Annotated in this window: 20 protein-coding genes and 1 pseudogene; 14 read left to right on the top strand and 7 right to left on the bottom strand. The window is 43.1% G+C overall.

Annotated elements, in window-relative coordinates:
- Positions 1-391 precede the first annotated feature (391 nt).
- Together QUB64_RS18605 and QUB64_RS18600 are read right to left on the bottom strand one after the other, a co-directional pair.
- The gene (locus QUB64_RS18605) at positions 392-1,441 is read right to left on the bottom strand and encodes a fatty acid desaturase (RefSeq protein WP_333273262.1); all 1,050 of its coding nucleotides are present in this window, start codon (positions 1,439-1,441) and stop codon (positions 392-394) included.
- Between the two features lie 239 nt (positions 1,442-1,680).
- Entirely contained in the window at positions 1,681-1,950 is a 270-nt protein-coding gene (locus tag QUB64_RS18600) for a hypothetical protein (RefSeq protein ID WP_333343353.1), read from the bottom strand.
- Positions 1,951-2,088: 138 nt separating this feature from the next.
- On the opposite strand from QUB64_RS18600, the gene thrC reads away from it, so the two are divergent.
- Positions 2,089-3,213 carry a threonine synthase gene (thrC, locus tag QUB64_RS18595; protein ID WP_442921673.1) on the top strand — a complete coding sequence of 375 codons (1,125 nt, stop codon included), beginning with the start codon at positions 2,089-2,091 and terminating at the stop codon, positions 3,211-3,213.
- 189 nt (positions 3,214-3,402) lie between these two features.
- Positions 3,403-4,033 (top strand): annotated as a pseudogene (locus QUB64_RS18590) (Uma2 family endonuclease).
- 90 nt (positions 4,034-4,123) lie between these two features.
- Here the strand turns inward: QUB64_RS18590 and QUB64_RS18585 are convergent.
- Complete coding sequence (locus tag QUB64_RS18585; protein WP_333273268.1) at positions 4,124-4,765, bottom strand: hypothetical protein; 642 nt, start codon at positions 4,763-4,765, stop codon at positions 4,124-4,126.
- A gap of 81 nt (positions 4,766-4,846) precedes the next feature.
- On the opposite strand from QUB64_RS18585, the gene QUB64_RS18580 reads away from it, so the two are divergent.
- The 10 genes from QUB64_RS18580 (at position 4,847) to QUB64_RS18540 (ending at position 13,106) form a co-directional block, all read left to right on the top strand.
- Positions 4,847-5,872, top strand: coding sequence for a YihY/virulence factor BrkB family protein (locus QUB64_RS18580; protein WP_333273271.1), 1,026 nt, complete (start codon positions 4,847-4,849; stop codon positions 5,870-5,872).
- Between the two features lie 198 nt (positions 5,873-6,070).
- Positions 6,071-6,214: a hypothetical protein gene (locus tag QUB64_RS18575; RefSeq protein WP_333273274.1), complete on the top strand. Its 144-nt coding sequence runs from the start codon at positions 6,071-6,073 to the stop codon at positions 6,212-6,214.
- A gap of 458 nt (positions 6,215-6,672) precedes the next feature.
- The gene (locus QUB64_RS18570) at positions 6,673-7,029 is read left to right on the top strand and encodes an EF-hand domain-containing protein (protein WP_333273277.1); all 357 of its coding nucleotides are present in this window, start codon (positions 6,673-6,675) and stop codon (positions 7,027-7,029) included.
- A 384-nt stretch (positions 7,030-7,413) separates the two neighbouring features.
- A complete protein-coding gene (locus QUB64_RS18565) occupies positions 7,414-7,818 on the top strand; it encodes a hypothetical protein (RefSeq protein ID WP_333273280.1) in 405 nt (134 codons plus the stop codon).
- A 114-nt stretch (positions 7,819-7,932) separates the two neighbouring features.
- Positions 7,933-8,235, top strand: coding sequence for a nitric oxide synthase oxygenase (locus tag QUB64_RS18560; RefSeq protein WP_333273283.1), 303 nt, complete (start codon positions 7,933-7,935; stop codon positions 8,233-8,235).
- 165 nt (positions 8,236-8,400) lie between these two features.
- A complete protein-coding gene (locus QUB64_RS18555; protein WP_333273286.1) occupies positions 8,401-9,288 on the top strand; it encodes a bestrophin family protein in 888 nt (295 codons plus the stop codon).
- Positions 9,289-9,390: 102 nt separating this feature from the next.
- The gene (locus QUB64_RS18550) at positions 9,391-10,143 is read left to right on the top strand and encodes a hypothetical protein (protein WP_333273289.1); all 753 of its coding nucleotides are present in this window, start codon (positions 9,391-9,393) and stop codon (positions 10,141-10,143) included.
- A 446-nt stretch (positions 10,144-10,589) separates the two neighbouring features.
- Entirely contained in the window at positions 10,590-10,970 is a 381-nt protein-coding gene (locus QUB64_RS33005; protein ID WP_369124809.1) for a globin domain-containing protein, read from the top strand.
- Entirely contained in the window at positions 10,876-11,784 is a 909-nt protein-coding gene (locus QUB64_RS18545; protein ID WP_442921674.1) for a pentapeptide repeat-containing protein, read from the top strand. Before QUB64_RS33005 ends, QUB64_RS18545 begins: the two co-directional genes overlap by 95 nt.
- Before the next feature lie 659 nt (positions 11,785-12,443).
- Positions 12,444-13,106 (top strand): hypothetical protein, encoded by a 663-nt coding sequence (locus QUB64_RS18540; protein WP_333273297.1) that lies wholly within the window; start codon positions 12,444-12,446, stop codon positions 13,104-13,106.
- Between the two features lie 647 nt (positions 13,107-13,753).
- Here the strand turns inward: QUB64_RS18540 and QUB64_RS18535 are convergent.
- The 4 genes from QUB64_RS18535 to QUB64_RS18520 form a co-directional block, all read right to left on the bottom strand.
- Entirely contained in the window at positions 13,754-19,075 is a 5,322-nt protein-coding gene (locus tag QUB64_RS18535; protein ID WP_333273299.1) for an AAA family ATPase, read from the bottom strand.
- Between the two features lie 197 nt (positions 19,076-19,272).
- On the bottom strand, positions 19,273-19,644 hold the full coding sequence (locus QUB64_RS18530) for a hypothetical protein (protein ID WP_333273301.1): 372 nt from the start codon (positions 19,642-19,644) through the stop codon (positions 19,273-19,275).
- 293 nt (positions 19,645-19,937) lie between these two features.
- On the bottom strand, positions 19,938-20,090 hold the full coding sequence (locus QUB64_RS18525; protein ID WP_333273305.1) for a hypothetical protein: 153 nt from the start codon (positions 20,088-20,090) through the stop codon (positions 19,938-19,940).
- Positions 20,091-20,171: 81 nt separating this feature from the next.
- Positions 20,172-20,420 (bottom strand): hypothetical protein, encoded by a 249-nt coding sequence (locus QUB64_RS18520; protein ID WP_333273307.1) that lies wholly within the window; start codon positions 20,418-20,420, stop codon positions 20,172-20,174.
- Positions 20,421-20,632: 212 nt separating this feature from the next.
- On the opposite strand from QUB64_RS18520, the gene QUB64_RS18515 reads away from it, so the two are divergent.
- Together QUB64_RS18515 and QUB64_RS18510 are read left to right on the top strand one after the other, a co-directional pair.
- Complete coding sequence (locus QUB64_RS18515) at positions 20,633-20,800, top strand: ribbon-helix-helix domain-containing protein (protein WP_333273310.1); 168 nt, start codon at positions 20,633-20,635, stop codon at positions 20,798-20,800.
- Positions 20,801-20,970: 170 nt separating this feature from the next.
- Positions 20,971-21,144 carry a ribbon-helix-helix domain-containing protein gene (locus tag QUB64_RS18510; RefSeq protein ID WP_333273312.1) on the top strand — a complete coding sequence of 58 codons (174 nt, stop codon included), beginning with the start codon at positions 20,971-20,973 and terminating at the stop codon, positions 21,142-21,144.
- Positions 21,145-21,414 lie beyond the last annotated feature (270 nt).

Here is a 21,414-nt window from a genome sequence, read left to right as displayed (position 1 = left end):
GCGTCGCCACAGAAAATTCCAAACCACTATCGACAATCTTATAGCGACGCACCTGAGTTTTGTGTGGTAATACCAAGTCGTAGGGTGCGTCGCCACAGAAAATTCCAAACCACTATCGACAATCTTATAGCGACGCACCTGAGTTTTGTGTGGTAATACCAAGCGTGAAAAATCCTTGCTACAATAATTGAGGTTGAGAAAAGTTTATTCATATATAGTCGATGGTGCGTCGCTCGCTAGATTTTTAATCTATTTTTGGATACTGTCGGTGGCGACACACCCTACGAATAATGTTGCAAGAGTTATGCAAATTGGTATAACTACAAATGATTAAGAAAACCCGGTTTGTTAAACAAAACCGGGTTTTTGGGGGATTTATCGCGTTTAAAACTTACTTAGTTTTAGCGTGAAATTCCTCTAATGTCTGATAGCCACCAGCAGGATTGTAGAGGTGACAGTTGTCGGCAATCCGCTTCATTAAAGACCAAGAAAACTTGGTTTCATAGAGATGAGGCTGCCAGTTTTCCTTTAAGCTGCTGTGGGCTAGGCGCAAGTTGTACCAGGGTATAGCAGTTGAAAGGTGGTGGGGAACGTGCACGTTAATGTCGTGGCACAGAAACTCAACCCAGCGGGGATAGTCGCAGTGAACTGTTCCCGATAGTTGTGCTTGGGCTTCGTTCCATTCTTCTGGTGATTTAAATGAAATATCTGGTGCTGTATGGTGAACAATGGTGAAAGTGCTCATCCAGAAATGGTAAACCATCCAAGGCATTAACCAAAATTTGATGAATCCCCAAATGCCTGTTGTAGCAATTAAAGTCGGAAATCCGATCGCAGCACCGATCAAAACCACAAAAACTGAAAACCGCACTTGTTCGCGCTGTATACCTTTGAAGCGCCACCACATAAAGTGTACTTTTGCCCAGTGGGCGATCGATCCAATCCACCACATCGGGCCGAAGATTAAACTATAAGCTATTTGTAATGCTTTGGGCGCGGCAGCGTAGTTTGCTGCTGTCATCGGTTGCCAAGCATTATCTTCACCAATTTTGTTGGTGTGCTTGTGGTGGTAATTGTGTCCGTGACGCCATGCGTGAAACGGAAAAATTAACGGCAGAAATGCCAGATGTCCGACTAAATCGTTTACCCAGCGGCGGTTGGCAAATGACCGGTGGCCGCAGTCGTGGCCGATCACAAAAAAACCGGTTAATCCGGTACCTGTGAAAATCCACATTAGGGGCAGTAAATACCAAGGTGATACTGCTAGGCCAAAATAACCAACAGCAACTAGAAGAACGTTGATGATGACTCTTGTCCAAGCTTTGCGGCGGTTTTTGACAAACACTTCGCGCGGCAGGGTTTTGAGAATATCTTTGAGGCGCAGGTTGGAGGTGTCACTTGCGGATGTCAAATTTAGTGGTTTTTCGATCGATGCTGTCATAAATTGATTTCGATTCTCCGTGTGCCATGTGGATGGCTTAACAAAATTAGCGCAGTAAAATATCAGCTCGTTGCCAGCTTGTGGCAAACGAGTTGAGCAGTAGATAAGCGCCTTTTAGCAAATGCTAGCGATCGCTAGCCGCCGATTAAATGGCTAGCGCTTTTGGTTAAAAAAACACTGCGGTTAACAAAACTTTACTTTTTATACCACAGGGGCGGCACAATTAGCACGAGTTGCCGCTAATTGCCGTTGCCCACAGCAGAATTTTTGCCGATCGCAACTTGAGAGCAAGCAACGGAGCGCTGCTGTTTGAGGGTTTGGACTTGTAGCAGCAAGGAGTCGATTTCTGCTTGCAGGTGCAGGAACTTAACTTGCTGATCGGCTTGGTAGGGGCACTTCACCGAATCTACTTTGCGCGCAAAACCCGTCGATAGGGAAGCTGAACTAGCGATTTCGGGATTGCTAGCCGTGACTTGAGGCCGAGAAAGAGTGGATGAATTATTTGACATTAGTAATTGGGTAGACATATCTACACATTCACACCATTAAGTTACTTTAACCTGAACCGATCGTATCAAACATTAAATTAACCGATCGAGCTAAAATTAGTGTAAATTCCTTGGCAAAGCCTAGAAACCATTGACATCGTGACCCTGATTCTACCTGCTACTGACTCTGCTGCTAACTCCGCTGCCCGCGCAGCCTCGCCGAAACACAACGGTTGGCCGGGCTTGATCGAAGCTTATCGCCCCTACCTGCCGGTGACAGAAACCACGCCGGTAGTGACACTCCAAGAGGGCAATACTCCCCTGATTCCAGCACCGGCGATCGCCTCTCTCATCGGTAGAGACGTGCGCGTGCTGGTGAAATACGACGGCCTCAACCCCACTGGTAGTTTCAAAGACCGGGGGATGACCATGGCGATTTCCAAGGCGAAGGAAGCCGGCGCCAAAGCTGTAATTTGCGCCAGTACCGGCAATACTTCGGCAGCGGCGGCAGCCTACGCCAGACGCGGGGGAATGCGGGCTTTCGTGTTGATTCCCGAAGGATACGTGGCTTTGGGCAAGCTGGCTCAAGCTTTGCTGTACGGTGCGGAAGTGATTTCAATTCAAGGAAATTTCGATCGCGCTTTAGAAATTGTCCGCTCCATGGCCGAAAATTATCCCGTAACTTTGGTCAACTCGGTAAATCCTTACCGCTTGGAAGGCCAAAAAACCGGCGCGTTTGAAGTAGTGGACGCCCTGGGCGACGCCCCCGACTGGCTGTGCATTCCCGTGGGAAATGCGGGAAACATCACAGCATACTGGATGGGTTTTTGTCAATACCACCAAGTGAATAAATGTTCGCGCCTGCCACGAATGATGGGATTCCAAGCAGCCGGAGCAGCACCGTTGGTAACGGGCCAACCGGTGGCGCACCCAGAAACCCTGGCGACGGCAATTCGGATCGGCAACCCCGCTAGCTGGAAACAGGCGATCGCAGCTTCCGAAGCCAGCCGCGGCAGTTTTTCCGCAGTCACCGACGCCGAAATTCTCGACGCTTACCGCTTGTTAGCATCCGAAGAAGGGATTTTCTGCGAACCAGCAAGCGCCGCTTCTGTAGCCGGTTTATTAAAGGTAAAAGACCAAGTTCCGACGGGAGCAACGGTAGTTTGCGTGCTCACAGGTAACGGTTTAAAAGATCCCGATACGGCAATTAATCACAGCAAAAATAACTTTAAACAAGGAATTGCTCCGAGTTTGGATGCAGTAGCTGGCGCGATGGGATTTTAAGCAGAAGGAAGTTCGGCAACGGATTTTGTAGCGGATGTAACGGATATAATTGAGGTTCGGAAGAGGGAAGAAGTTTCCTTGTAGAAGATATTAAAGCTCTTGGTTATCTGATCTCTCTTCTCTTCCTCCGCGTTCTCTGCGCCCTCTGCGGTTCAGAAAAATCTTATTTAGGATTTAGGAACAAACATCATGGTTCAATCACCTCCAAAACTTCTAACTATTGATGAATTTATTGCTAACTACGGCGATAGCGATGGTTGCGAACTAATCGATGGTGAATTAACCGAAATTGAACCAACAGGGCCCCACGAACAAGTATCCGCCTTTCTCGGACGCAAACTGAATGTAGAAATTGACAGCCTAGATTTACCTTACTTTATTCCTCCTCGCTGTCTCATCAAATTATTAGGAACAACAACAGCCTTTCGCCCCGATGTGCTGGTATTAGCTCAAACTCGACTGATTGATGAGCGATTGTGGCAACAAGAACCTGTAATTACATCGGGAAACTCGATTAAACTAATCGCTGAAGTCGTGAGCACGAATTGGTCGAACGACTACGCCCGCCAAGTTGAAGATTACGCCCTGCTGGGAATTCCTGAGTATTGGATTGTTGATTATTTGGGCATTGGCGGCAGAGAATATATTGGGAAACCTCTCGCAGCCGACAATTACAATTTGTACGCTGCGAGAGGATGATTATCAAAGACAGTTGTTTCAAAAGGGCGATCGACTAATCTCGTCAATTTTCCCAGATTTGCAGCTAACCGCACAACAAATCGGGAGCAGCAAGTGGCTTTCCCAATATAACCGTTTGTAGTGAGGACTTCAGTCCGCAAAAAGCTACGGACTGAAGTCCGCACGCTCGATCCTTTTTTGTTATGTTAATCGACAGGGCGTGATATAACTCCTAATTGCCAAAGGGCGGTAAATCGAGTAACTGGTTTTTAGAAGCTGGAAGCTGGGCGGGATTTCGGCTTGTTTGAGCGGGATTTTGGCGGATTTCGATCGCAGTTTCGCCAGGATTTGCGGTGCGAGTAGGGACTATTTCTAGAGAATAGGCTGGTGATGGTTCCATTTTTGTAGTAGGAACAGTTTGTGCTTTGGTGAGCAAGTCAACGGCGTCTCCGAGGGCGGTGGTTAAATTTCTGCTAGTCTCGGCGTGACGGGCTTCTTCTTGCTTGAGGGCTTGAGTGAGTTGTTTAATGTGTTCGATCGCTCGATCGCGCTCTTCGAGAACTTCTGCTAACTTAGCTTTAAGTTCGCCAACAGTGTGCAGTTGTGCAACTTCCTGCTGGCGAGCAACTCCAGCATCATCGCCTTCGGGCGCAATCGGGGAGAAATTTTGTAACTCTTCTATTTGTGCTTGCAGAGCATCGATGCTTTGCTGAGTTAACTTAGCATCATTCCGGCGCTGCTCAGCTTCGGTATTGTAGAGTTGGCGCCATTGAGCCGCACTTTCACCAGCGTCATCGCGATCGCGCGAAACCTCTGTTAAATGCTGTTGCAGTCGCTTAATTTCATCTAACCACTGTCTGATATCTTGAGACATATTGTTTATTTTAGATTTTAGATTTTAGATTAGTCATTAGTCATTGGTCATTAGTCATTAGTCATTGGGAATTTGTAAGCTATGAACATTTATTACTGGTTGCGCTACCTGATTTTAGCCTTGTTTAAGGCACTTTTGAGGCTGCTGAGAGCTGTCAAAACTAAATTTGGTGATTTTTGGCTGTTCTGTCGCTGTTTGACTTGGAGCACGCTCAAGGAAGTCGGCATGAAAGCGGGAGAGCAGCGGTTGCCGGGGCTGTCTGCCGAAATGGCCTACAATTCTATGCTGGCGCTGTTTCCGGGGCTGTTGGCTGTCTTGTCGGCGATCGCCCTGTTTGAACCTTTGCAATCAACACTGTATCAAATGGCCGGTCTTTTGGGAGAAATTATACCCAATGACGTGCGAAATTTAATTCGCAATTCCCTCAAAGAAATTCTTTCAATACGCAACCAACAGCTATTTTCACTAAGTTTTGTAGTATCGCTGTGGGCCTTTTCTGGAGTAATGAGCGCGGCGATGGCTGCTCTCGATCAAATTCATCAAATCCCGGCTACTCAAACTCGATCTTTTATTAAAGCAAAACTTATTTCTATTTCTCTAAGCATTGGTACAATTTTGCTACTAATCTTAGCATCGGGAGCTGTATTTCTCAGCGACTTAATTGTGCAAGCTGCGGCCCGCCAGAGTTGCCTCTTGGAGTCCGTCGCCAATTGCAATTTAAAAGATGTCCAAAATTGCTTGCTGCTCGCCGGCAATTGCCCTTTAGAGTCGGAACTTTTAGCTGTTTGGCGGCTGTGGCGGTGGCCGATTTCTTTGGGAATTGTATCAGTTGCCTTTGCCTTTGTTTACCGCTACGGGCCGAGCCGCCACCAAGCCGATATTCCGATTTTTTCGGGAGCTGTTTTTGCTGCTATTTTGTGGGCGCTGCTTTCAGCCTTGTTTAGATTTTATGTTTTGCATTTAGGCAATTACAGTTGGACTTACGGCACGATCGGCACTTTTATTGTGTTGCTGCTGTGGCTTTATCTTTCTTGTTTGGCGATGCTGATCGGAGCTCAGTTAAACGTGACGGTGGGAAAGGCCATGAAAGAATCAAGAAAATGGTGATTGCTCCCGTCAGAAGGCAGAAGGTAGAAGTCAGAAGCAAGAAGGGAAAACCAGCTACCCCTGTCTCCGTGACTTCCCTGTCGTGAATTAAGGTAATTGTCAGCCACATTCCGCACCCTCAACTTTCACAGAGACGGCTACAGTTAGTAGAAGTGAATGATTGGACAATATCTTAAGTAGAAATTACTCAAATTTTTCTTGAATAATCAGAGTCAACCCATATTTTGCATCCAAGGGCTGCTCCTAGCTCGCCCCGTCACCGCTGACGAATATGAAGGCATGATTCACACCGCGATCGAGTACGATCGGGAAGTCAAACATTGCCATGTTTCACTCGCATAAGGTCAACGAAGAAGCGAGCTTATTTCCCAACAGGGCATACTGCTTGCAGCACGATGCCATTATTCCACATCGGTCTATTTTAGCAGGTAGTTAATTGGTATGGTTATTTAAACTTATTGACACGAGCGAGATTTTATGATCTACTACCATGGAGGATGAAATTGTCACCGAATGTTCTAGGACTTGCATGATCTATAAAGATTTTGAGAGCAAACAGATTGGGCGATCGTTCACCTGTCAGTGTCACCCGGAGCTATTGTCCGACTTGCGAACGGTAGGAATGTCTGAACTGCCCACCGATGCGCGATTGAAGACCGATGATGGAGCGCGGCTGTTTGCACGAATGCTATACGAAGGTATGCAAGAATGAGCGATCGCGTTCTTTATCAGTTCTGGGTAGTCCTGCTTTATTCAATGATGTAATTCGATGCAACCGGAGTCTGTATGTCTGATTGAGCTTGCGAAAAACATTACTTCTGCACCACTACCGCAAAAAAACTATTTCTGAAAACGAATTGATGTATCTGTTCAAAAGCATTGATAGTGATGGCAATGGTGCGATCGAATTTGCCGAATTTGGCGAATTGATCTTGCGCTATCGCCGCTTGATGTCTAAATATTCGCAATTTGTCACATATTTTTTACCAATAGATGCTAACGAAGATGATGTCATCGGTACCGATGAGATGAATATGGCAATGGCGAGTGTAGGAGAATTACCCCTATCTAATGATGAAGTCGTATTTCTCCAATATTCCACAGCAGGACAACCGTTGACTTGGAATCGCTTTATTGAAGTATTGTTGGTGACTTGAGTCTTAATTAATTGTTTACTGGGACAGGATTCCCTAGAACTAACTCGGGCATAGTTCAGGGTGCGACAACCGTGCTGAACCACTGAATTCAAAACCTTAGAACTACATCTCGGCGATCTAGTAGCGATTTATACAACAGATGAAGATACGGAAGCCAATGAGATTAATAAAATCCAGTACGGGGTAGACAAATTTTGTGAAGTAATTAGCTAAAACAAGCACAAAGCCGCCCCCAAAAAAATCACATATGAAGTAATTGCAAATGTGCGGTGACCTATTGATCGATCAAAAAAAGGTTTTTGATGATATTATCTTGCTGGTGCTAAAGCGTCAGAGTTATATTTCTGAATGATTTCACCACATTGCAAAATATTAAGGATTTCAATGAATACCAAACAACTCGGCAAAATCATGGCGTTTTTATGTTCTATTCCTCCTGACAGCAATCTCCGCTTGATGCTGCAATTGGCTTTAGCCGTTTCCATTCCTCAAGAAAAGTATGAAAAATTGTTATGGCCTATGCAGCAAGAAGACAAAGATTGGCTTTCATTGCTACAGGAAGAGAATTTATTGATGAATTTAATTAACGCTGATGGTTGTTTAGAAGAATCCGAGGAAAATATGCTGTTGGAAGTAATGGATAAAATTGGGATAGTTGTGCCAATGAAAATGCAAATGATTGACGTACTAACAGAAGAGTTGGTAGCAAATTTAGTTAAGGAAATTGAAGAGATAGAAACTTCAGGAACGGTGGAAGGAATGCCTCTGCTATGGAATGAAAAATCCTAGGTAAAATATTTTGTTGTGACTGATACTTTATGCCTATTCCATGAGTCGTACCTATAAGAGGCTCAGTATTTTTGAAAGCTGACACTTTGAACATACACAATCTAAGATTCAAAAATGAAAGTTACTAGCTCTGCATTCAGTGGTCTAGCATCGTCAATCGCAACTCTTCTGGTTTTGGTTTTTGCATCCGATTATCACTATTTACCTACAAAACAATTTGTCAGTTTGGTGACAACACATCGCTTTCAGGTTTATGGAGATTGGCGTTGGCTGCTTCCGCCGCTGTCTGGTTCAACTGTCTCAGTTTACCCCTTAGAGTTTGAAAATCGCTTGCTCAAACCTAACTATTTCTATGTCCCAGATCCTTGGGAGATAGAACCTAAAGTCGGTAAATGCCCATTCCATCATCAGGCGTAAACGATTCTGGAGCATCTCATTTTGGTCGCCTAGCATTTTTTTGTTTGAGTGCGAGCTAGCAAAAGTTCGCTTGATTATACCAGCAAGCGAGCTATAGGAGTTGGCACTACAAAAACCCAACTGAGATGCTCCCAACAATTCTCCATTCTAATTGAGGTAATTTATATGGATTTTGCAGGTAATGATTGGTTTAAGTTAGCTCTAAATTTAAAAAGTTCCGTTATTCGGGCTATCAAAATTCAAGTGCTTTTGACTATGGTAATCGCTCTGATAATTACCATATTTTACCAACATGGTTATTCATGTTTTAGTCAACCCATCTTAGCGGGCTTAATTCCGGGGATTGTTTTAGGGTTGATATTAGTTTTCCGCACGAATACAGCCTACGAAAGATTCTGGGAAGGCTGGCATATTGCCGGGATGACTATATTTACGGGGCGTAACCTTTCCCGACAAATGTGGTTTACTATTCCTGCTAAAAATTTAGAAAAACACCAAGAAAAGGCAGCTAGTCTGCGCTTAATTGCCGCTTTTTTCATAGCGATGAAACAGCATTTAAGAAGAGAAGGTGTTAATGAAGAATTAAAGTCATTGCTTTCTTCGGAACAGTATTTGAGATTGCAAAAGGTCACAAATATGCCATTGAAAGTAACGCAATTGATTGGCGTATATCTAACTAAACAGTATGCTCAAAAGCAGATAGATACTATTCAATTTGCTGCGCTCAATCGCTTGCTAGATCAGTTAGTTGAATGCTTGTCTCGCTGTGAACGCATTTTAGGTGCGCCGATGCCTCATGCTTATTCGATTCACTTACGACATCTATTAATTTTATATTGTTTTGCCCTGCCTTTTCAGATGGTGAAAGATTTGCAATGGTGGACAGTTCCAGTTGCTGGGGTAGTGGCTTTTGCGTTGTTTGGCATTGAGGCGATCGGTCTAGAGATTGAAAATCCATTCGGATATGATGCTAACGATATTCCCCTTGACAAACTTTGTCATAAATTGCACAATGATATTGAAGAATTAATTGCTTCTGCAATCAACCACTAACTGATTTCGTTAAGTTGAAACCAAGGCTGCTAACCGTTCGGTTACAGTCAAGATCAGTAGATATTTTCTTGATTTCAACTGAAAATAGACGTGGCAAAAAGAATGAATCCCGACAAATTAACTATGACCTACTCTACTGCATACGATCCGTCTTCCTTTCCCCTATTCCATGAAAAACTCCAAGTCCATTTTCCAGGAACTTTGCCTTTAGCCAAGTATATGGAGCAAACTTTTCACGATCTGAATCAATACGGGTTTGAAGATGAAAATACCCTGGGAGTAATTGCAACTTGTCGTGACGAAATTACTGAACCCTTGTTAAATCAAGTTATCAAGTATTGGGGAAAGACCTTCGATTTTTGCAGTTTAGGCGGTTTTGTATTGGCAGGAAAAACAGGAATAGGCGCTTTTCTCAGTCATACCCCATCTGTCAATAATATTGGTCGTTTTGTGTTTTACGCAATGCCCCACATCGCTATTTCTAGAAACGGCGAAATTGGCTGTGTTTATAGAGAAGGAATGGGAGAATTGTCTCATGCTTGTGGTTCTCTGATGTCAATTGTCAAGGAATTAGATTCAGGTCGCATCAATTTTTCGACTGACCCCGACGATCTCGAACAATGCACGATTAGGCAAAAAATTCTCTCGGCCATTAACTATGGTGAGCGTTTGGATACATTGAGCATTACTAAGTTATCCTGTCAAATCATCGGTGACGATCTCAAACGTATTCTGGCGACCGTTGATTCTTCCATTTACAATTATGCAGTTTTTACAGGCATTTTGATTCATGGGCCCAGTGATACCGATTGGATTTATCCTCAAGATCATTATGTGGTGGCAGCGAAAATTTGAAAAGCACTGTCAGCGACAGAAATAGGAGATTAGAAAGCTGACTATAGCAATCCTAAATCATTTGTACATATAGCCTTTCTCAAAAAGATGAGGTATGTCTGGTAATGGGTAATGGGTAATGAGTAATTGGGAAAAAGGTAATTGGGAAAAAGGTAATCGATAGTTCCTCTAAGCTTTCTGAGGTTTCTGGGAGTAAAGATTCTCTCCCTGTGTGTGTGTTATCCCTGGCGATCGTAGCAGAATTTGGCATACCTCATCTTTATGAGAACCGCTATATGTAGGGGTAGCGCCCTGCCGTGCCTACTAAGGAGCGCGAATTAAATAATTTACACAAGTTTGTGGGATGGGCTCCCCCGCCCATCCCACAAGAACAATAAAAATTGTAAGTTATTTAATTCTCATTCCTAAGCAATGAGGGCTCTTCTAGGGGGGTTGCCCATACAAGAATTACACAACAGCAGAAGAAGCTGTTAAACGCCTTAGTATTAGTCGTCGAAAATCTTCGCAATCCCAGTGCTTTAGGGCCTGTTCTCAGCGCGCTAGGAGGCAGACACGTTGGCTATGGGTCGCTTCCCAAGCAATATCCTGCGGTGGGAAAAGCCCTGCTACTCACGTTTGAGGAGTATCTTCAGGACGATTGGACTCCTGGAAGTCAAGAAAGCGTGGACGGATGCTTATGGAACGATCGCCGCGCAGATGTTGCAGGGTGCAGCCCAACAAGCTCCGCCACAGGTGACTCAAGCTCAGAAGACAGAAACTTCCGACGAAACACCAGCAGCTTCGGAGACATCGCCAAAATCAAAAACCGTATCAAAAACCGGATTTGAGCAGCAATTCAAGGAGTGTAAGGCAAAAGCATCTAATCTACAGTGGAAAACTTTTCCCGATCGAGTGTTGAGGCGATCGATTCAGGCGTTTTGGGCTGCACCAGTTTGGTTGCTGGCTGCGATCGCAGCCGTTACCTCGTCAGCAATTTTTGTTATTTCCGATGAAAACTCCTTGGTTGCAAAAGTTTTAAATGGGGCTGAGACGACAAGTTTAATTCTGGCGCTGGTGCTATTTGTCAAGGAAGCACCCGATCGCCGCAAACAATTTCATTATCAAGCCTGGAGCGCGATCGATGCCGCCCATGGGGTGAAAGTTAGTTACGCCAGAATTCTGGCACTTCAGGATTTGAACGAAGATGGTGTTTCGCTCAGAGGCTTGGATGCTTCCGGTGCAGAATTTGCTGAGATTCAACTTCCCAAAGCGAACTTGAGTAACGCGAATTTGACCGAAGCAGATCTCAGCAATGCCGACTTAAGTAATGCCAACCTCAATCAAGCGAACCTACATCAAACCAAACTGAGTGGTGTCAATCTCAGTGGTGCCAATCTCAGTTTTGCTAAATTGCATGGAGCAAACCTGAGCAGTGCTAACCTCAGTAGTAGCAATTTGATTTGTGCAGATTTGAGCCATGCCAATTTAAGCGGTGCCAATTTGAGGAATGCCAACTTGAGTGGCGCTTCTTTGGCAGAAGCTTATCTGACAGGGGCGAATTTGAAGGGAGCCCTGGTGGGTACTTCTGAACTCAGTGCTGCCTTTCTGGAAGGTGCAATTATGCCAGATGGCTCGAAATATACCAACCGCCAAGCTGGTTAGGACAGATAAATATAGCCGAGTCTCAGGTTTCTGGAGGTACAGATTTAGATTTTAGATTGGGGAATTGAGGAATTGAGGAATTGATATCATGTCCAGTCGATTGACCACAATAAGTAAGGAACGCACGTGCCCCCGAAGAGTCCGCAGCATGAGAGCGTCCTGGCGTCCGCACGCGCGATCCGTTTTTGTTATGTTAATCGACCGGACATGATATGATTGGTGAATACCTCACTCTTCGAGTGAACCGCTCTACTAAACAACCGCTTAGTAGCAGAGCAGCGTAGATTCCATAGGAATCGTAGAAAAGATTAATCAGTTAGTAGGTGAACAACCAGGAGAAATAATCAGTCCGCGACAAGTAGTGAAAGCGATGATTATAGATACGGCGAGTCGAACGGATTTGTGGCGTAAGTATTGTTTGAAATAGCTGAATCAATTAAAATTTGTTAACTCTTAATTCCCGGATGTCCGATTACCTGCGCAGTAAAGTGCTGAGTATACCCGCAATAAAAGACAGACAAATCAGTATCCAAATCACACCACCGGGAAGGAAGGTTAAGAGGCCAACACCTCTGAGAATCCAAACTAACAAAGTTATAGCGAACACAGTCAAGAAAATGCGGGTTGATAGTCGCAATTGAAATCGAGGAGAATTAGTCATGTTGAATGTAAAAATCTTATCTGGATCAATGATAGCTGCTTTGCTGGCGATCGCCAGTCACCTCACCTTAATCTCAACTCCCGGCGCTGCTGTGGCGCCTGTGGGTGCAAATACGCGGGGGGAAGTCGCCAATGCTGCTGCAAAACCTTCCTCTGTCAGTGTAGCAATTGGCGATCGCACGATCGGCGAAGCAAAAGTCGGCATGACTTTCGGACAACTGAAGCAGGCTCTGGGTTCCACAGCCCAGTTTAAGGTAGAGTCTCCTTTTATGGTAGACTTCGATGCAGTGGCGGTTAGTCGATCGGGCAAAGTGCAGTATCGGATTATCTATGCAGCCGGTACCAAGCTCAAAGATACCGATGTTATTGAACTTTTGATGACTGACAATCCTAATTATAAAACTGTTCAGGGCGTCGGGCCGGGAATGACATTGAAACAAGCCGAGGCAATTTACGGCAAAACTACTTTATCTTATAACGTGGACAATGAAATGAGAGAAAATGTAGTTTTTGCCAATCAGCCGACTCGAAAAATCATGTTTGTTCCCAAGGCTGAGGGAAAGCAATTTGCCGGGGTTTACGGTGCTGGAAAAGGTGGATTTTATGAGACTAATAAGTATCAGCCGAATGCTGTCATCAAGTCCGTGATGGTGCGGAATTAGCCTTCCCATCATCCCCAGAAACCGGGTTTCTGGCGAGATATCTCGCCACCCAACCAAAATTACCCGAGAAACCCGGTTTCTTAGCCTTCGCATCATTCCCAGAAACCGGGTTTCTTCCCAGATACTCGTCACTCAACGAAGATTATAAGAGAAACCCGGTTTCTTAGCCTCAGCGCGATTCCCAGAAACCGGGTTTCTCCCCAGATACTCGTCACCCAACCTAAATTATCAGAGAAACCCGGTTTCTTAGCCTTCGCATCATTCCCAGAAACCGGGTTTCTCCCCAGATACTCGTCACCCAACCTAAATTATCAGAGAAACCCGGTTTCTTAGCCTTCGCATCATTCCCAGAAACCGGGTTTCTTCCCAGATACTCGCCACCCAACCTAAATTATCAGAGAAACCCGGTTTCTTAGCTGCGGGCGCGATTCCGAGAAACCGGGTTTCTAGCGAGATATCTCGCCACCCAACCTAAATTATCAGAGAAACCCGGTTTCTTTCCCTACAAACTTTGTGCTGTAGCAAGCATTTTTCCAGATTGCCATCAAAACACGCAATCAACTATAGCAATCCTTGCAGTAGTTCTGCGATCAACTTATTGTCAAAATCGCAACTAAAAAAAGGATTGCTATCTGCTAAAAAACTCATCACTTTTGCTTCATCACCACCAAAGTAATATCATCAAAAACCCTCTGAATACCAATATATCGCCGCACATCATCAATCACAGCTTCCCGAATTTCTTCAGCAGAGCGCTGACGATTTTCCACCACAACTTCCCACAGCCTCTCCAACCCATACTGCGCCTGATCAATATCAAAAGCTTCCGGAATTCCATCAGTATAAAGCACCACCACATCCCCAGGATTTAACTGCACTTCTGTTTGAGTAACAAAGTCGCCAATCTCTTCTACCAAACCAATCGGAAAGCCTAAATCCATCGTGTCTACGCACTCCAGTGTCCCATCAGCCCGCACCACAATCATTTCCTCATGTTGTCCGCTTAATTTCAGGACGCCTCCGGCATAGTCTAAGATGGCTAAAGACATATTTTTATCGCACTCCATGCGCTGGAGATTATCATAAAGAGTTTGGTTAATCACATCCAAAAACTTCACGGGATCTGTTTGATTCATTTTCTGAAGCGTCCTGACAGCAGTTTGTGCCATAATCATCAACACGCCACTTTCTAAACCGTGTCCGGTAACATCACCAATGCTAATCTTGACTTGACCATTCTGTTGCAATACGTCGTAGTAATCGCCGCCAACTTCGTCTGCTGGTTCCATAAAGCCAGCTATTTCTAAGCCTGCAACTGCTGCGAGTTCTGATTGTTTGGGCAAGACCATTTGTTGCAGTTGTTTGACAATATCGAGTTCTGCGCTCATGCGGACATTTTCGGCTTTCAGACGTTCATTCAGAGTGCTAATTTCTTGATTGGCTTCAGCTAGTTGAGCCGTGCGTTCAGTTACTTTATCTTCTAATGTGCGATAGAGTTGGGCGTTTTCAATAGAAATAGCAGCTTGGGATGATAGGACTTTGAGAATTTCTAGGCGATCGCTTGTAAAGGCTCCTACTGTCAAGTTATTTTCTAAATATAGAATGCCGATCAGTTGGCCTTGATTAATAATCGGAGTACATAAAACCGACTTCGGCTGATTCTTGACAATATAAGGTTCTTTAGTAAAAACTCCTTCTTTGGTTGCCTCTGATAAAACCACATCCTCCTGAGTTCTTTCGACATATTTAAGCATCCCGATAGGTAAATATTCGGCATCTTCAACCGCCAAAGATTGCAAAACTTCTACCTCTTCTGGCTCGGCTTTGCCTAGGGCTTCAATCGTCAATTTACCATGATTTGAGAGAATCAAGCAGCCAGTTTGTGCGCCACCATTTTCTAGCAAAATCTTCATTAATTTGGCTAGTAATTGGTCAAGTGCAATTTCACCAGCAAGAGCCTGAGAAGACTTAATAACTGTGGCAAAGTCTAAATCTGAAACGCTTCCAGAAGTTAAAGAAGTTGTCGTATTTTTGGTCTTATTAGTCTTAGTGTCAGTTGATTTATCAACGGATTTATTAAATAACAACTGCGGATATTTCTGCTCTAGATCCTCTATCTTTCGCTTCGCACCCCAAATTTGGTAGCCATAGTGAGATTTTCTCATGTAAAGTTCGGCAATTTCCGCTTTACCTTTCTCTAACCAAAACTTAGCTGCTAGTTCATTACCTAATGCTTCATTCTGAATATACTCATTTTCATGAGCGGAAGCAATAGCGCGATCGTATAAACCCCATGTAACTTCCATTTCTTGACCACTAATGCGAGCGATTTCTGCTTCGACTAACAGATATTTATGCAGGAAGTTTTCGGGACAGTTATCTGCCCAAATTTTCATCTTCTGTTGATTGACTTTTAAAATTTCCCCATATTCCTGCTGTTGCGAGTTGGTAGCCGTTGGATAAAGAGCCGTTAAAATTAGAGAATAGTAAAGATAATGTTCGCCTTGACTAGGTATACCTGAAATAAAAACTATAATCTTATCGCTTGTTCTAATTTTTTCTAAAGCAGTTTCATAATCCCCATAGAGGAATAAAATTTGAGCTTTAAAGATATTATAGGGTGCTACCCCAGGCATAAAACCGTTTTCGTTCCACATCTGGAGGCACTGAAACTCATCAAATTCCTCAGTGCTAAAAGAAAATTTATCCAGGGTTAAACCCTGTAAATTGAAGATAAAATGACGATAGAATTGCTGAATATTAGTAAAAACAGCATTTTTGATTTGCTTAAGAAATTCCAGATGTTTATTAGATTCTTCAAGAATGCTATCAAAGTTTTCCGAACAGAGAATTCTTTGCAGAATCAAATGGGAAGAATTATAGCTGACATAAACATCGCCAGTTTCCACACCTGCGAGGTAGCCTTTTCGCAGAAACGGAATCCCTTTTTTAAGATGGCTTCGCCAAGGATTAATCAAACCACCAAACATATTAAAAACTTTACAAGCCAAGTTCACATTATGAAATTGCTCATTAAGCTTCATCGACAATAGACCAAATTCATAACCTACTTCATAGTCAACTAATCTTGCACCTGCCAAAAATCCCCAAAAAGCATATCCATGAGCCGATACATCTGAATTGCCATTTTCCAGAGAAAGATTGACCATTTTTAATGAAATTAAAGCCAACAAATCTTGATCTACAAAATAAGCTGGGCCAGTAATATTCATTAAGAGATTCATACAAGCTCTCATCTCTGGATTGACCATTTCCGTGGCATCAATTAGCTCGGAAATTTTGATATTTTGCAAATTGGCTCTGTATAACTCTAACTCCAAGTCAAGGGCAGACAAAATTTCTGATTTCTCGGTTGTAGGCAAACTTAAACCCAAGGATTTTAAAGCCTCAAAACCGATGCCAACAGCTTCTACAAATTTGCCTGTATTATCATACAAAACTAACCGAATATTCTGAATTTCTGCTCTTTCTACATTAGATTTAACTTGAGTTAATATCAAGTCAAATATCTCTTCTGCCTTTTCAAAATTGCCGCAGAGATATTCACATTCCGACCGTTCTCGATATAAACTAAAGGTTAAATCATAATGCTCCCGCCAAGCATCTCCCGGCAACATCTCTATTCCGCGAGTAAAATATTGCTCTAAAGCAGCAGCATAAGCCGTTGAAGCTTTCGCTTTTTTACCCGCCTCCAGATTCAATTTGGCTAATTCAACCCTTTCCGATTCATCAACTATTAATTCCCAAGCTAAGTTTAAATGATCGACGATTTCAAAGATTTTTTCTGGTAGTTCCTCAGCAGATACATTCGCTAACAACAGTCGCCCAATTTGGAGATGCACCGCTTTTTTCTGATCGTCATCAATCAGAGCATAAGATGCTTGTTGTACTCGGTCGTGCAGGAACTTATAATTTTGAATTAAGAGGTTTTCATCTAACTCTGATGTCGGCAAGATGAATCCAGCCTGAACTGCCATAACTAAGTCCGAGAAAACTACCTCTTGAGGTTTTCCCGAAACAATGGAAAGAGTGCTTAAGTAGAAAGAAGAACCGATACAAGAGGCTAAACGTAAAATATCTTGGGTGAGAATAGATAGCTTTTTTAACTTGTCTATCATCAACTCTACGACATTATTAGTAATATTTTGTGCTTCAACTTGTACAATGTTCCACTGCCAAATATGACGATCTCTATCAAAAGTTATAAGATTTTCCGCGTGGAGAGTTTTGAGGAACTGATTCACAAAGAACGGATTACCTCCGGTTTTCTCGATCACCAATTCTGCCAAGGGTTGTACTGATTCATTGTCGCTATATAATGTGTCGGCAATAATTTGGCTAATATTTCTTAATTCTAAAGGTGCTAAAGTAATATAATTGATAGTTGCTCCCTCTTTGGTCAACCCATCAAGAGTCATCATTAAGGGGTGTGTGGGGCTGACTTCATTATCTCGATAGGCTCCAATTAAAAACAGATATTGCATTTCTGTATCTGTCATCATCAGTTCAATTAACTTGAGTGTTGCCAAATCTGCCCACTGCAAATCGTCCAGAAATATGACTAAGGGATGTTCTTTTGTGCAAAAGGCTCGGATGAAATTACCGAAGACAATATTAAATCGATTTTGTGACTCCGTTGCTCCTAATGCTGGTACTTCGGGCTGTTTACCAACAATCAGTTCTACTTCGGAAATTACATCAATAATTACTTGACCATTAATTCCGAAAGCATTTTTCAGCTTTTCTCGCCATTGTTCGAGTTGTGCTTCACTTTCAGTTAATAGTTGCTGCACTAATCCTTTAAAGGCATTGACGATAGCTGAGTAAGGAACACTCTTTTGAAATTGGTCAAATTTGCCCCCAGTAAAATAGCCCCTGAGTCGCGTATTGGGTTTATGAATTTCTGCCACTAGGGATGATTTCCCAATCCCAGAATAACCTGCTACTAACATCATCTCTATTTGCGATTCTGGATTATCCGCTACTCGCTCAAAGGCTGTGAGTAAGGCTTCAACTTCCGCCTCGCGTCCATACAGTTTTTGCGGAATCTGAAACTGCTCAGAAATATCTTGAGTCCCTAAAGCAAAATCTGAGATATTTCCTTGGGCTTCTAACTGATGCAAACATTCGGTTAAGTCAATTCTGATTCCAAAAGCACTTTGATAGCGTTCCTCTGCCGTTTTTGCCATCAGTTTCATCACGATATCTGACACAGCTTTGGGAATTGATGAGTTAATTGTGCCGGGGAGAAGTGGCTGTTTAGCAATATGACAATGGACTAATTCTAGGGCATCATTGGTTTCAAAGGGGAGTTGTCCAGTCAGCATTTCATAGAATGCGACACCGAGGGAGTAAAAATCGGTGCGATAATCTAGAGAACGGTTCATTCTTCCCGTTTGTTCTGGTGAAATATAGGCTAGGGTTCCTTCTAATACATTGGGATTTTTTAAGGTGGGATTTTCGCGGGTTAAGACGGTGGAGATCCCAAAGTCTATAATTTTTAGTTCCCCGGTTTCTGGCTTGAAAACAATATTCGCGGGGTTAATATCTTTATGAACAATGTTTGCAGCGTGAATCTGACCCAAAATTTCAGCAGTTTTAATCGCCATGCTGAGGAATTCTTCTAGGGATAGTAAACCTGTACCTGTTTCCCTGCGCTGGTTAATCAACTGTTGCAAGGAAACCGCGCCGAAATCCTCAAGGATAATGACTAAAGTACGTTGATACGGTTTTAATTCATAGGCTTTAATTACTCCATCCAAATTCAAATTACGGGTAATTTCGTATTCCTGTTTATAGCGAACCAGTTCGGAGGGTGTCGGATAGTCTTCTTTGAGGAATTTGAGGATAACTGGTTGATTATCCTGTTGTAGAAGGCCTCGATAAACGGTAGAATTGACACTTTCATAGATTTGATTAAGTATTTCGTAGCCGTTTAGGTTAATCATTTTTAATCCTTTTTGAACAGGTAACAATGTCTACTAAAATAAAGAATCTAAACAACTTAAAATGTAAATTTTTGAGAAAACATAAAAATATTCTACCAATTATTTTTTGATATCTATAATCAACTTCTAGGGTGCATCAGATGAAGTTATAGTCTTGATTAAGAGTTTTGGATTCTGACGCACCTTACTAATAGTGCCTAACTGTCCTCGTTCATGGTAAAGTTAAGCGATCGCGGTTCTGGCCAAGCATCAGGCTCACCAATAATTTGCGGGCGATGATATGCTTGGCTAAACTGTTGTTTGATAATTGCCTTAGCTGCTTGCATTCCTGCCATTGTGGTGGCTTCGATACACCCAGAATTAAAACTATTATCGACCCAATCGCCTGTTAGGTAAAGGTTATTGAATCCACGAGGTCGATTGTCCCACCGGGAACTATCGGCTTGAAGACGAAACTGGTAGCTACCGGGAACAGACAATACATAACGCTCTGATGGAGTGATGTTAACACGCCAGAACTGAGAGTAAAAGCGCTGTTGTCCTTGCTCATCATCTAAGTCTACAAGCAAATTCCAATTTAGACCATTAGGATTCTCTTTGGTGGTAGCATTCGGCCAGAGAGGCGCAGTATTTTTGTTGAGCCAGTTCTTTCTGCCAAGGCACGATCGCGAAACTTAAGGTTGTAGCTTGCGATCGACAATTAATACAAGTTCTCCAAATTCATGCAACAGTAGCTAGATCGGTTAAACTCTAATACCATCTATTTTTAACTCCTTTGGTAGCATCATTTTATAGAACTCGTATAAATAACCTTAAAGCTGTTTATATTATAAACATAACCTGCTGACTACACAAAGGATTGTTAATAATTATATAGTGAGACGATCGCCCGATCGAACAATTCATCAAAAGATATTTGTATCGTAAATAACTTTTTGCTGCTGCTGACGAATTTTGGCTTCACCAGCATATTGGTCTCGATCGCCAATTTATGGTAGTTTCGATACTTTGTCAAAATGGTTGGTCGATCGCACTTCTCAACAAAAGTGCGATCGCACTTTTGTGAATCAATTCAAAACAGCCGGAAAACTACAGTTTATAACCCGCTGCTGAGGGAATTGGTAGAGTTACTTAACGCCGATAAACGGTTATTCTGCCCGCTTAAATCGAAGACAACCTCAAATTGTGCGTGAGGTATAGTTTGACGGAGAAACTGGAAATGCCCCTCTGCATCTGAACGATTGCGGAAGCGGGCTACAATAATCCATTGCTGAGTCGGTAACAAACGGGCGATCGCCCAACAACACAAACGGTCTTTGTATGTCAACATAGAAATCGTCTCCATTGATATTTTTGGAGCCAGAGCCAGCCCGGAACCTTGGACAGTAAGGGGCTGGCTTCTGACGTTTTAAGGCTTGAGCCTTATCTACATTTATAGCATAAATTGATGTTAAAAGCATTTTTTAACATCAATTAACATAATATTGTGTCTGATGACGTTAGAGTGTAAAATTTAAGACAATAGAAGTAAAACCATCCCTGCCAATGCCTTCACGTATGCGAGTAACCGTTACACTGACAGAAGATGTTCATCAAGCCTTGTCTGAATGGGCCGAAGAGGAAGATAGAACCCTTGCAAACTTGCTCTCCCATGTCGCAGCTAAAGCAGTCAGAGATCGCCAAGAGCAGAAAAAGGAAGAATCTCGGAGCGATCGCCCGAGTTGAATTTGCGCTCAATTGAGGTGCGCGAGCCTGTTTTTGCTGGGAATCAAAAGCGATCGCACTTCTCAACAAAAGTGCGATCGTCAATTTATGACTTAATGCGAGCTATTATTATCCGTCTCAACGCAAGACAGCGTAAATAGACTGTGTTGTGACGTTTTACAGTGCAATCAATGGCTTTACGGGGGCGAGTTACCGCATATCTGCCAGAGGAGGTTCAGAAAGCTCTGGAGGAATGGGCAGAAGCAGAAAGCAGATCGATCGGCAGTTTGGCAACTTACCTACTGACGAAAGCTGTTAGAGAGCGTCAAGATGACAAAACCAAGGACTCCGATCGCGATAATTGAGTTAATTACACAATGACAGAAAATCGCTGAGAATTTATTGATGCCGAACAATCGGAAATGCTGAAACAAGCAACTATTTCCGAACTGCGAAACTAAAGATGAGTTAGTTACTTTGAAACAAAAGATTTTACAAGTTTTGCAAGTACCTACCGTGATTTAGAGAAAAAAGTGCGCCCAAAAAACTACATGAATTCCCAGAAACCGGGTTTCTTGCGAGATATCTCGTCACCCAACCTAAATTATCCGAGAAACCCGGTTTCTTAGCCTCGG

Source organism: Microcoleus sp. Aus8_D2, from assembly GCF_036702665.1.
Taxonomy (GTDB): domain Bacteria; phylum Cyanobacteriota; class Cyanobacteriia; order Cyanobacteriales; family Microcoleaceae; genus Microcoleus.
The sequence above is the reverse complement of the archived record's forward strand: the minus strand, read 5'-3'. Positions and strand labels throughout refer to the sequence as shown.